We start from the raw sequence: 12,275 nt of genomic DNA on the forward strand, positions 1-12,275 counted from the left end.
CTTATCGAATGGGAAAATCTCCGAACGGGGGCGAAACCGTGCCGAGACGCCGAACAGCATGAGCGCCCGCCGCCTCAGAGCCCGGCCTTGGCGATCGCCTCGCGCACGGTCTGGCGGAAAGCATCGATCGGGGTGAGGCGCGCGCCCTCGCGCAAGTACCAGAAGGTCCAGCCGTTGCAGGCATCGAGCCCCTGCACCCGCGCGCCGATCTTGTGGATCGAGGCGGGCTCGCCCTCGCCCGAGCGGATCGTCCCGTCGGCCTGCACATGCGCCACGTGCCGGCCCTTGGCGCAGGTCAGTTCCGCGCCCGGCTGCACGAGGCCCATGTCGAGAAGCGCGGCGAAGGGCACGCGCGGCTCGGCCCGCTTGCCGCCGTTGGAGGCGAGCGCTGCCGCCGACAGGGGCTCCACTTCCAGGATGCGCTCGGCCGCCGCCTCGATATAGCTGTCCTCGCGCTCGATGCCGACGAAGTGCCGGCCGAGGCGCTTGGCCACCGCGCCGGTCGTGCCGGTGCCGAAGAACGGATCGAGGATCGTGTCGCCCGGCTTGGTGGAGGACAGGATCACCCGCGCCAGAAGCGCCTCGGGCTTCTGGGTGGGGTGCACCTTGCCGCCGTCCTCGTCGCGCAGCCGCTCCGAGCCCGAGCAGATCGGAAACAGCCAGTCCGAGCGCATCTGCGTGTCGTCGTTGGCCGCCTTCATGGCGTCGTAGTTGAACGTGTAGCTCTTGGCCTCGGCCGAGCGGGACGCCCAGATCATCGTCTCGTGCGCGTTCTGGAAGCGACGGCCCCGGAAGTTCGGCATCGGGTTGGTCTTGCGCCAGACGATGTCGTTCAGCATCCAGAAGCCGAGATCCTGCATGATCGCGCCGACGCGGAAGATGTTGTGATAGGAGCCGATCACCCAGATCGTGCCATTGGGCTTCAGGAGCCGGCGGGCGGCCAGCAGCCAGGCGCGGGTGAAGGCGTCATAGGCCTCGAAGCTCTCGAACCGGTCCCAGTCCTCGGTGACGGCATCGACGCGCGACTGGTCGGGGCGGGTGAGATCGCCGCCGAGCTGCAAATTATAGGGCGGGTCGGCAAAGATCGCGTCGACGCTGCCGGCGGGCAGCATCGCCATGCGGGACACGCAGTCGCCCTTGATGATCGTGTCGAGCCATTCGGGCTTGGCCTGCGCCTCGCCAGCGGCACCGGGGGCGACGAGCGGCACTGACGCGCTTCCCGCTCCGCGCGCCACCGAACGAGAGACCCGGACCGCTGCAGCTCCAGCCATGGCGCACACCCACTCAAACACCCAACACAAGCCGCGAACCCAAGCCGCGACCTTTCCCCAACATGGTTACCGAAGAGGGTTAATAGTTCGTTCCGGATCGGTATCGATTGCGCGGGACACCCGCTCCGCGCTCGGCGTTTCGGCTGGATGCAGGAGCGGTTCTTGACGTTCGGGGCGCGGCCCGCCAAATCCCGGGCCATTCTGCCCGAAATCGCGCGGGCCCCTCTCTCACGCCCACTTCGCGTCTCGCGCGGCCGCACTTAGCGCTGGCCCATCCACGCCAGATCCCCAAAGGAGATCAAACCATGTTGTCGGAGAATGTCCGCCGCTTGCGCACGACAGATGGCGACACGGTGGAAACCGTGGCGCGTTCCACGGGGCTCCCCATCCCCCTCATCCAGGCGATCGAGAATGGCCGCGAAGAGATCGCGCCCCGCGCGCTTCAGCGCCTGGCCCAGCATTTTCGCGTCAAGCCGGAGGACCTCCTGGCCTGAGCCCAAAACCTCGAATCGGCGCGTGTTTCACGTGAAACACAACTCTCTTACCAGGGAATGAACACTGCTTCTTGGTCGTCCCACAGATCGCACGCCGCATGGCACCCTGCGCCTATGCAGGAGGGAGCGCCGGCGCATAACGCTACGTCAACTCCGTACGGATCTTGAGGGAGTTCCGAAACGGCGATACAGCTGACTTAAATAAAATTAAGACTATATGCTTGTAGGCAGGCCCTCCGTTTCTCACTCCTGAACCGGAACTGGGGGCCGAGCCTCTGCTCTCTTCCAAGACGGTCGCGCCTCATGTTGAAGCTCATTCGCCCGCAGGACGCGCGTTTGGGAATGTATATCGTCGGCTTCGAGGGAAGCTGGATCGACCACCCGTTCTGGCGGACCCACTTTCTCCTGACGAAAGCGAGCGACCTTGCCCGCCTTCAGGCAAGCTCCGTGGCCGGCGTGACGATCGACGAAAGCAAGTCGGTGAGCGCAGCGGAAGCAGCGCGCGCGGCGCCCGTCCTGCGCGGTGCGCCCTCCCGTCCGGACACGCTGTCGGCCGACCAGCTGCGCCGCGCCGAGCGCACCGTGCGCACCTGCAAGAAGGCCATGAGCCGGCTGTTCGGCGAAGCGCGCATGGGCCGCACGCCCGATCCCGCACTCGCCCTGTCGGTGACGCGCGAGATTCTCGCCTCGCTCACCGGAAGCACGACGGCGCTGATCGGCCTGACCCGGATCAAGTCCACCGATTCCTACACCTATCTCCATTCGATCGCGGTCAGCGCCCTGATGCTGCGCTTCGGGCGGCATCTGGAAATGGACGAGGAGGACCTGCACCAGCTCGGCATGGCCGGGCTGCTGCACGATATCGGCAAGATCCTGATCCCCTCCTCCGTTCTCCTGAAACCCTCCGGCCTCACCGACAAGGAGATGGACCTCATCCGCACGCATCCGGTGGAAGGCCATCGCATCCTGTCGGGCTATCCGAACATGCCCGACCTCGTTCTGGAAATCTGCCTCCATCATCACGAGCGGCTGGACGGCACCGGCTATCCCCATGGGTTGACCGGCGAAGAGCTGAGCCGCCCCGTTCGCCTGGCGGCGATCTGCGACGTCTACGACGCCGTGACCTCGGTGCGCCCCTATCGCAAGGCCTGGACACCAGAGGAAGCGTTGCGGCGCCTGTTCGAATGGAAGGGGCATCTCGACCAGCCGCTTCTCGCCGAGTTCGCCCGCTGCCTCGGCTACGAGGACACGATTCCGACGGAGCTCGCGGACGGGCCGGCCGGACCGAGCCCCGCCCGTGCCGTGAACGGCTATTCCGACCCGCGCCCCGCCGGCGCCTGAGGCGGGCGGCCTCGCGCGGCCCAAGCCCCCTCGCGCCTGACGCCCGTCAGACGGCTCGGCCGTCCGGCCGCGCGGGGAGGACGCCCGCTGCCGCGTCCCGGTTCATCCAGCGCAAGAGCTCGGGCAAGGGCATGGGCCTCGCGAAGAGATAGCCCTGGAAGGCGTTCGCGCCGAGCGACTGGAGCGTCGCGAGCTGCTCCACCGTTTCCACGCCCTCGATGACGCATTCGAGCTTCATGCTGCGGCACAGCGCCAGCATCGAGCGCAGGAGATTGTGCCCCGACATGTCGCGAAGGGCGCGCACGAAGCTGCGGTCGATCTTCACCTTGTCGATCGGCAGGCGGTGCAGATAGCTCAAGCTGGAATAGCCCGTGCCGAAATCGTCGAGCGCGATGCCCATGCCGAGCGAGCGCAGAAGCGCGATCGATTCGTCCGCCTGCTGGAAGTCGCGCATCACGGCGGTTTCGGTGAGTTCCAGAACGATGCGCCGGGGATCGATGCCCGACTGGCGCACGATCGACACGAGATGCAGCACCGTCGGCGGGTTGGTGACGTCCTGCGCCGACAGGTTGAACGACAGGCGGATGTCGGCGGGCATCTGCAACAGCGCCGCCACCGCCTTGCGGAACAGGACCAGCGTCAGGTCGTGGATGAGCCCCATCCGCTCGGCCGTGGCGATGAAGAGATCCGGCCGCACCTGCCCGAGCGTCGGGCTGTTCCAGCGCGCCAGCGCCTCCACGAACTGAACCCGGCCCGTGTCGAACTCCACGATCGGCTGGAATTGCAGCTCGGTCTCGGCCGCGAGGTCGGCCGTGCTGAGCGCCCGTTCCAGCGCCTCTTCCGAGCGGATCTCGCGTTCGTGGTCGTCGGAATAAAGGCAGACCTGCCCGCGGCTGTGGCGCTTGGACTGGTAGAGCGCATAGTCGGCCCGTTTGAACAGATCCGCCGAGGCCACCTCGCCGTCCGTCGACAGGGCGAGGCCGCAGGAAATGCCGAGCGACAGAACGAGGTCCTCGATCTCGAAGGGCGCCGACAGGGCGCCGCACAGGCGGCGGCCGACGGCGAGCGCCGCCTCAGGCTCCAGCGTGGCGACGAAGCCGAACTCGTCGCCCCCCAGGCGACCGATCACGACGCTGTTCTCGCTTTCGGCGATCGTGCGAAGGCGCCGGGCCACGGCTTCCAGGAGATGGTCGCCCACGATATGGCCGTAAGTGTCGTTGATCGGCTTGAAGCGATCCAGGTCGAGAACGCCCACGGCCACCGGCGCGTGGTCGCGCTTGGCTCGTTCCAGCCGCCGCGCCAGCTCGGCGAAGAAGAAGCGGCGGTTCGGCAGGTCGGTCAGCTTGTCCGTATGGGCAAGGCGCATGTTCTCGCGGCCGAGGCGCTCGGCCCGCTCGCGCGCGCGAATCCGCTCCTCGAAGCCGCGAAAGCTGGTGTTCAGCACCCAGATCAGGACCAGCGTCACGAAGGTGAGATTGAGAGCGATGGCGAGGTAGATCGCATCGCCCTGGTAGATGCTGAAGACGAGATAGGGAATGACGACGAGGCCGGTCACGGCCAGCGCGGCACTCGGCAGGTGCATCAGACAGAAGATGCAGCCGATGACCGTGACGGCCAGGAACATCGAGACATGGGCCCGCTCCTCGCCGACCGCGTAGGTATGCAGGCGCAGGGCCCAGATCATGAAGGCGAAGGTGATCAGGCAGGCGAGCGCGGTGACGCGTCGCAGCATGCGGCGCGCGGCCCGGACGTCGGTGGCCGGCTTGGACGACAGCCAGGTGACCAGACGGATCATCGATACGCAGACGAGAAGACCGGGACAGATCACCGTCATCCAGAACGGCGCCGAATGGCGCAGCGTGTAGGAGACCGCGATCGTGTTGAGGCTGAGAAGGGCATAGAGCAGCGGCACCTGCTTGCCGAGTTCCACGCATTGCGCCTTGGCGAGAAGAACCGAGCTTCTCGGAGAGCGAACCGCCAGGAAGGGAAAGCGCACCATCATTCATCCGCCCATTACGTCGGTCGAACGTAAGGAAGAAGTATTGGAATTTCGTTCCGGTCCGCGCCTCGTTTGGGGGAGACCCGCGTCTCGCGCGGTTCCGCCGAGCCGTCGAACTCGGCGTCCCGGCCTTGAAAGATCGCGCCCGCGCGGAAACTTCCCGTCCGGGCCACGTTTGGCCCTCGCACCGAGAAAGAACCCGAGGGGCCAAGAGCGCATGTCGATGCCGATGAACGAGACGATCGAATCCCTGGTCGAGATGTCGATGCTGCGTCAGGCCAAGATGGCGGCGGAGAAATACGGCGGCCAGGGCCGGCTTTGGCAGCGCCCCTATGCCGAAACGCGCCCGCGCGTCGCCTCCGCCGTCGCGCCCGTCTGGTTCACCGCCTATCCCCCCTCCATCGTCACGCGCGACGGGCAGTCGGTTCTCTCGACGCTCGGCGACCAGCGCCTCTGGTCGGCCCTGTCCTCGATCGGCGTGCGCGGCATCCACACCGGGCCGATGAAGCGCGCCGGCGGCTACAAGGAGGGGCGCTATTCGCCCACGATCGACGGCAATTTCGACCGGATCAGCTTCGACATCGACCCCTCCTACGGCACGAGCGAGGAATTCGTGGCGCTGAGCCGCATGGCCGCCGCCCACAATGCCGTGGTGATCGACGACGTCGTGCCTGCCCATACCGGCAAGGGCGCCGACTTCCGCCTCGCCGAGATGAAGCACGGCGAATATCCCGGCCTCTACCACATGGTGGAAGTGGCCGAGGAGGATTGGGGCCTTCTTCTCGACGTGCCCGAGGGCCGCGACGCGGTGAACCTGCCGCCTTCCAATGTCGATGCGCTGCGCGAGAAGGGCTATATCGTCGGCCAGCTCCAGCGCGTGATCTTCTTCGAGCCGGGCGTCAAGGAAACCGACTGGAGCGCCACCGGCCCGATTACGGGCGTCGACGGCGTGACGCGCCGCTGGGTCTATCTCCACTACTTCAAGGAAGGCCAGCCGAGCCTCAACTGGCTCGACCCGTCCTTCGCCGCGCAGCAGATGATCATCGGCGACGCGCTCCACTCCATCGACCAGATGGGCGCGCGGGGCCTGCGCCTCGACGCCAACGGCTTCCTGGGCGTCGAAAAGCGCACGGACGGGCCGGCCTGGTCGGAAGGCCATCCGCTTTCGGTGGTCGGCAACCAGCTTCTGGCGGGCATGATCCGCAAGGCCGGCGGCTTCTCCTTCCAGGAGCTGAACCTGACGGTGGACGACATCGCCGCCATGTCGAAGGGCGGGGCCGACCTCTCCTACGACTTCATCACGCGCCCCGCCTATCAGCACGCGCTCCTGACCGGCGACACCGAGTTCCTGCGCCTCATGCTGCGCACGGTCCACGAGTTCGGCATCGACCCGGCCTCGCTGATCCACGCCCTGCAGAACCACGACGAGCTGACGCTGGAGCTCGTGCATTTCTGGACCCTGCACGCCAACGACATCTACACGTTCCAGGGCCAGACCTGGCAGGGCCGCACGCTGCGCACCCATATCCGCGAGACCATGTACGAGAAGCTGAGCGGCGCCTCGGCCTCCTACAATCTGCGCTTCGTCACCAATGGCGTCGCCTGCACCACGGCGAGCGTCGTCACCGCCGCGCTCGGCATTTCGGACCTGTCGGCGATCGGCGACGAGGAGCTGGAGAAGATCCAGAAGGCCCATCTCCTCCTCGCCATGTACAATGCCTATCAGCCGGGCGTCTTCGCCCTGTCGGGCTGGGACCTCGTCGGCGCCTTGCCGCTCGAGCCCGAGCAGGTGGCCGACATGATGCGCGACGGCGACACGCGCTGGATCGAGCGCGGCGCCTACGACCTGACCGACGCCGCGCCCGGCGCGCGCCTGTCGGCGGGCGGCATGCCGCGCGCCCGCTCGCTCTACGGCTCGCTCTGCGAACAGCTGGAGAACCCGGACTCCTTCGCCTCGCGCCTCAAGCGCCTTCTGCAGGTGCGCGACGCCTATGGCATCGCCGCCGCGCGCCAGATCGCCATTCCCGACGTCGCGAGCCCCGGTCTTCTCGTCATGGTGCATGAGCTTCCCGACGGGCGCGGCACGCAGGTCACGGCGCTGAATTTCGGCCAGACGCCGATCGAGGAGGTGATCGAACTGTCCAATGTCCGCGCCGGCCCGGTGGTGGACATGATCGCCGAGACGATCGAAGGGGATCTGGGCGAAGACGGGCGCCTGAAGATCTCGCTCGATCCGCTGGAAGGCCTGTCGCTGCGCATCGTCGGCGCGCTGCCGACGCTCTGACCGGAGAGACGAAGGCCCGTTTACCGCTTGCGCGGACGGGCCGCCCGCCGTTAACTGAAGGCAGGGTGACGCTAGGGAATGTGTCGCCGCCAAGGGGAACGGTCATGCGCTTGTGTCCTATCGCAGGGGGGCTTCTCGCCCTCCTCCTCGCCGCCCCCGCCTGGGGCAACGACACGATGGCCGAGTTCGGCACGCGCGGGCTCTCCTTCGTGCGCTCGGACTGGATCGAGATGCAGTCGGAGGACCTGTTCGTCTCCCCCGAGGAGATCCGCATCACCTACACGTTCCGCAACACGGGCCAGGACGACGAAGACGTGCTGGTGGCCTTTCCGATGCCCGACATCGAAGGCAGCATGAATTTCATGACCAGCGTGCCGACCGAGGACCCGGACAATCTCTTCGGCTTCTCGACGCGGTTCGAGGGCAAGGCGATCGAGGCCGAGCTTTATTCCTACGCCTTCGCGGCCGGGATCGAGCGCACGGACTATCTGCGGCAGCACGAGATTCCGCTGCCGCCCCAGCTCACCGCCACGCAGGACGCGGTGAACGCGCTGGACGACGCGACGAAGCGCGAGATGCGCCAGCTCGGCCTTCTCATGGCCACGGAATACGACGACAACGGCGCGACGAAGACGGACTACACTCCGATCTGGACGCTGCGCTCGACCTATGGATGGAAGGAGCGCTTCCCCGCCGGCAAGACCGTCACCGTCGAGCATCGCTACAAGCCGAGCGTCGGCGGCACGACGGGCGTCACCTTCATGAACGACGGCGGCGGCACGCCCGAGCGCCTCGCGGAGGTGCGCCAGAAATACTGCCTGGACGACGACATCGTGAAGCGGGTCAAGGCTTCGGCCATCAAGAACGGCGATTACACGGACTACCCGTTCCGCGAGAGCTGGATTTCCTACATCTGGTCCACCGGCGCCAACTGGGCCGGCACGATCGGCCGCTTCACCCTGACGGTCGACAAGGGCTCGTCGAAAAATCTCGTGTCCTTCTGCGGCGAGAACGTCCGCAAGATCGGGCCGACCACGTTTCAGATGAGCGCCACCGACTGGTCGCCCCCTTACGGCCGGGAACTCGACATCCTCCTTCTGGAGCCGCGCGACCCCTGAAGACTGCGCGACACACATATCGAACCATGGAGAACTGCAGATATCGCATAGGTGAGGCGCGGGCGGCGGCTCTTGTGCGGGCCCGCGCGAAGCTCGATCCTGCGCGCCGGACCCGGCGCGACGGCGCCTCTCGCGAAGGCGGATCATGCTCTACGGCTTCTTCGTTCTCCTGTGCTGCCAGCTTCTGGGCGAGGCGGTGCGCCATGTCACGGGCGGCCCGGTGCCCGGCCCGGTTCTCGGCATCCTGTTTCTGGTGGCCTATATGGCCCTCTCGGATCGCTTCGCGACGAGGCGCGTCACCGAGCGCGCCCGCGCGACGGAAGGGGCGGCCGACGGGCTTCTGGCCTATCTCGGCGTCATGTTCGTGCCGGCGGGCGTCGGCGTCGCCGGCAAGCTCGAGCTGATCCTCGACAATGGCACGGCCATTCTCGTCACGCTCCTCGTCTCGACGCTCGCCACGCTGATCGCGACGGTCGCCGCCTTCCGGCTCGTGCGCCTCCTGTCGGAGCGCCGCTCGTGAACCGTCCCGCCGATTCCCTGTTCGAGCTTTGGGTCTATCTGTCGGCCAGCCCGCTTCTGTGGCTGACGGTGACGCTCGGCGCCTTTCTTCTGGCGCGGCGGCTGGCGGAGGTGACGGGCTTCCATCCGCTCGTCAATCCCGTGCTTCTGGCGATCATCTTCGTGGTGGCGATCCTCGAACTCAGCGACACGCCCTATGCGACCTATTTCGCTGGCGCGCAGTTCATCCATTTCGCGCTCGGCCCGGCCACGGTCGCGCTCGGCGTGCCGCTTTATCGCAACCGGCAGGTGGTGCGCGAAACGCTTCTGCCGGTTCTGGCCGCGCTGTTCGTCGGCTCGGCGGCGGGCATCGCCTCCACGGTTTCGGTCGCGCTTCTCCTGCATCTGCCCCATTCGCTCGTGCTGGCGCTGGCGCCCAAATCCGTCACGGCCGGCATCGCCATGGGCATTTCGCAAGGGCTGGGCGCCGATCCGACGCTCACCGCCGTCTTCGTGATCGCGACGGGCGTGATCGGGGCGATCCTCGTCACGCCGCTCATGAACGCGCTTCGCATCCGCGATTTCGCGGCACGCGGCTTTGCCGCCGGCCTCGCCTCGCACGGGATCGGCACGGCGCGCGCCTTTCAGGTGGACAACGTGGCCGGCGCCTTCGCGGGCCTCGCCATGGCGCTGAACGGGCTCGTCACCGCCGTGCTCGCGCCGGTGGTGATCGCCTGGTTCGTGTGACCGCCTGATCCGTAGGATCGGGCTGGTTCATGCGATCGGGGAGCGGATCGCGCGCTGGTTCGTTTCCCTGAGCGAACGGGGCCGCGCGACAAGCGGCTCGCTCGGCCGGGGCCAGTCGAAATAGTCCCGCCCCCGGCTCGGCCCGCCCGCTTTCGCCGCAATTTGGAGCGGATCGGACGCAAGACCGCCTCGGCCCCTCGCGAAGGAGATTCGCCCATGACCGCGCGCTTCACCCAGCCTTTGTTCGCCGCCTGCGCGGCGCTCGCCCTTCTGGTCGGATCGGCGGTGGCCCAGACGCCGCCCGCCCAGACCATGCCCCAGACGGCGCCTCAGACCGCCCCCGCGCCGGACGCCGCCCCGCCGGTGGACGACAATTGCGCCGTCAATCCCGGCGACGAGCGGGCGAGCGGAAGCGACACGCAGATGCTGACCGATCAGCTCGAAGACTGCGAAAGCATTCTCGTGCCCCAGACCGACGGCGACCCCGAGATGGACGCGCCGGTGCCCGACGCCGACCCCGGCACGACGCCGGTGATCCCGCCCGGCACCGTGCCCGCCCAGCCGGCCCAGCCGAACTGACGGGGGCTGACGGGGGCTGACGGGTTCCCCAGCCGGAAGAGGGTCGGGGAGCCCGGTTCGATCGGCCGAAGCGTCGGGACTGCCGGCGGCAGGGCTCGGCATTCAGGAGAAAGCGCGCGGCGCGATTGAGCGCGGTTTGCCCCGTCCTCGAAGGCGGCGCGCCGCCTGCCCGAGCTTCGCAGCACGGCCGAGTCAAAAGGACGCGGGGGCCACTGTGGAACGCGAGAGCCATCCCACGCCTTCGCCCTTCATGCGCCCGCGCCCTCCAGACCCGTCCGCCCCTCTCCCCGTTGCCCCGCCGACACGACGGCGGCGCACGACCCCGCGGACGCCCGCGTCTGAGGAGGCGGCGGAGGCCCCGTCCGCGAAGGCTCCCAAAGCCGAGACCAAGCCAGCCGACGAGGCCCTGCGCGCGAAGGCGATGGAGGTCCACCGCCGCCTGTGCCGGACCTACGAATGCCCGATCGGCTATTTCCACGATCTCGACCCGGTCAGCGAACTCATCTCCTCGCTTCTGTCGCACCGGACGCGCAACGCCGATTCCGGCCGCGCCTTCAAGGCGCTGCGCGCCCGCTTTCCCGACTGGAGCGCGATGATCGAGGCCGAGACCGGCGAGGTCGAGGCGCTCATTCACGGTGTCCGCTGGCCCGAACTCAAGGCCCCGCGCCTGCAGGAGGTCTTGCGCGCCTTGCGTGACCGCCAGGACGGCGCGCTGACGTTGGATTTCCTCGCCGCCATGGAAGTCGAGGCGGCGCGGCGCTGGCTGGAGGCACTGCCCGGCGTCGGGCCGAAGACCAGCGCGGCGGTTCTGTCCTTTTCCGTCCTGCGCATGCCGGCCCTGCCGGTAAACAGCCATCACCACCGCGTCGCCCAGCGTCTCGCCCTGATCGGCCCGAAAGTGGATGTCGGCCCCTCGCACCCGATCCTGCGCGCGCAGTTGCCCGAGGATTGGAGCGCGCAGGCGCTCTATGACAATCACGAAATCCTCATGCTGCACGGGCAGAAGATCTGCCATTTCCGCCGCCCGGCCTGCGACCGCTGCCCCCTCACCGACCTCTGCCCGAGCGCCTTCACGCTCTGACGCATCTGCCGTTTGAGGCGAAAAGCGGCGCGCCCCGGCTCGTCCCTCTCGAACCCTGTGGTCGGCCGAGACGCAAGGACATCGCGGGCGGGTTCGTCCTGCGGGGGAATGGCCAGCGGAGGGGCAAGGCCGTCCTTCGACCTGTCGCCGGACGACGGCGGGTCAGTCCGCCGCGTTGGGGTGCCGTGTGACGACGCGCACGTCGAGGCCCTTTCGGGCGAGATAGAATTCGACGCCGGTGCGCGTCAGGAGCGAGGCGAGGCCGATCAGGATGGCGACGAGGCGCACGCGGTTCTCGTCGCTGTCCACCTCCGCGCTGCGCTCGCTGAGGAGCTGCTTCTCGCCATCGGTGATGGCGCCGATCACGACGCGGATCTGATCCATCGTCGCGCGTTCCATCATGGCGATCTCGCGCCGCCTCGCCGCTTCCGCGCCGGCCTCGTCGTAGAGCGCGATCGAATCCTTCAGCTCGCCGAGCTTGCCGTCGATCAGCGTCGAGAGGGTGCCGACCCGCGCCACCTGCGCCGCATTGTCGGAAATCTGCGTGGCGAGCCGAGCGCGCAGGGAATCGAGCCGTTCCAGCGCGCCGTTATAGGGGGCGAGATAGCGCCGGTCGCCGCTGATGAGATAGCCGCGCTGGCCGGTTTCGGCGTCGTCGAGGCCGATCAGGACGTCCTTGGTCGTGTCGATCACCTCGTAGGTGTGGACCACGAGATCGCGCTGCTCGTTGAGAAGGCTGTGCGTCCAGACCGTGGCGAGGATGCCCACGAGCAGCACCGCTCCGGTCGGCACGACGCGCAGCAGCGTCGGCGTCGTCAGATAGGTGCGGCGCAGGTGGCGCCAGGAAAGGAGCGCGCGCATGG

Annotated in this window: 11 protein-coding genes; 8 read left to right on the forward strand and 3 right to left on the reverse strand. The window is 67.7% G+C overall.

Going from position 1 to position 12,275, the window contains the following annotated elements; genetic code table 11:
• Positions 1-74 precede the first annotated feature (74 nt).
• Positions 75-1,208 carry a site-specific DNA-methyltransferase gene (locus B146_RS0109460; protein ID WP_019996195.1) on the reverse strand — a complete coding sequence of 378 codons (1,134 nt, stop codon included), beginning with the start codon at positions 1,206-1,208 and terminating at the stop codon, positions 75-77.
• Positions 1,209-1,576: 368 nt separating this feature from the next.
• Here B146_RS0109460 and B146_RS0109465 point away from each other — a divergent pair, with 368 nt between their 5' ends.
• Together B146_RS0109465 and B146_RS25595 are read left to right on the forward strand one after the other, a co-directional pair.
• Positions 1,577-1,765 carry a helix-turn-helix domain-containing protein gene (locus B146_RS0109465; protein WP_019996196.1) on the forward strand — a complete coding sequence of 63 codons (189 nt, stop codon included), beginning with the start codon at positions 1,577-1,579 and terminating at the stop codon, positions 1,763-1,765.
• A gap of 303 nt (positions 1,766-2,068) precedes the next feature.
• Complete coding sequence (locus tag B146_RS25595) at positions 2,069-3,106, forward strand: HD-GYP domain-containing protein (protein ID WP_019996197.1); 1,038 nt, start codon at positions 2,069-2,071, stop codon at positions 3,104-3,106.
• Between the two features lie 46 nt (positions 3,107-3,152).
• Here the strand turns inward: B146_RS25595 and B146_RS25600 are convergent, their stop codons facing one another.
• Entirely contained in the window at positions 3,153-5,105 is a 1,953-nt protein-coding gene (locus tag B146_RS25600; RefSeq protein ID WP_019996198.1) for a putative bifunctional diguanylate cyclase/phosphodiesterase, read from the reverse strand.
• Positions 5,106-5,322: 217 nt separating this feature from the next.
• On the opposite strand from B146_RS25600, the gene treS reads away from it, so the two are divergent.
• The 6 genes from treS (at position 5,323) to B146_RS25605 (ending at position 11,412) form a co-directional block, all read left to right on the forward strand.
• Positions 5,323-7,389, forward strand: a complete 2,067-nt coding sequence (gene treS / locus B146_RS0109480; protein ID WP_019996199.1) for a maltose alpha-D-glucosyltransferase — start codon at positions 5,323-5,325, stop codon at positions 7,387-7,389.
• Positions 7,390-7,493: 104 nt separating this feature from the next.
• Complete coding sequence (locus tag B146_RS0109485; RefSeq protein WP_019996200.1) at positions 7,494-8,507, forward strand: DUF4424 domain-containing protein; 1,014 nt, start codon at positions 7,494-7,496, stop codon at positions 8,505-8,507.
• A gap of 145 nt (positions 8,508-8,652) precedes the next feature.
• Positions 8,653-9,027 carry a CidA/LrgA family protein gene (locus B146_RS0109490; protein WP_019996201.1) on the forward strand — a complete coding sequence of 125 codons (375 nt, stop codon included), beginning with the start codon at positions 8,653-8,655 and terminating at the stop codon, positions 9,025-9,027.
• Positions 9,024-9,752: an LrgB family protein gene (locus B146_RS0109495; protein WP_019996202.1), complete on the forward strand. Its 729-nt coding sequence runs from the start codon at positions 9,024-9,026 to the stop codon at positions 9,750-9,752. Before B146_RS0109490 ends, B146_RS0109495 begins: the two co-directional genes overlap by 4 nt.
• Before the next feature lie 216 nt (positions 9,753-9,968).
• Entirely contained in the window at positions 9,969-10,331 is a 363-nt protein-coding gene (locus B146_RS0109500; RefSeq protein WP_019996203.1) for a hypothetical protein, read from the forward strand.
• Positions 10,332-10,752: 421 nt separating this feature from the next.
• The gene (locus B146_RS25605) at positions 10,753-11,412 is read left to right on the forward strand and encodes an endonuclease III domain-containing protein (RefSeq protein WP_019996204.1); all 660 of its coding nucleotides are present in this window, start codon (positions 10,753-10,755) and stop codon (positions 11,410-11,412) included.
• Positions 11,413-11,574: 162 nt separating this feature from the next.
• Here B146_RS25605 and B146_RS0109510 read toward each other — a convergent pair whose 3' ends face one another.
• Positions 11,575-12,273, reverse strand: coding sequence for a CHASE3 domain-containing protein (locus tag B146_RS0109510; protein WP_019996205.1), 699 nt, complete (start codon positions 12,271-12,273; stop codon positions 11,575-11,577).
• Positions 12,274-12,275: the final 2 nt, after the last annotated feature.

Origin of the sequence: Aureimonas ureilytica DSM 18598 = NBRC 106430 (genome assembly GCF_000382705.1) — a bacterium.
Taxonomy (GTDB): domain Bacteria; phylum Pseudomonadota; class Alphaproteobacteria; order Rhizobiales; family Rhizobiaceae; genus Aureimonas; species Aureimonas ureilytica.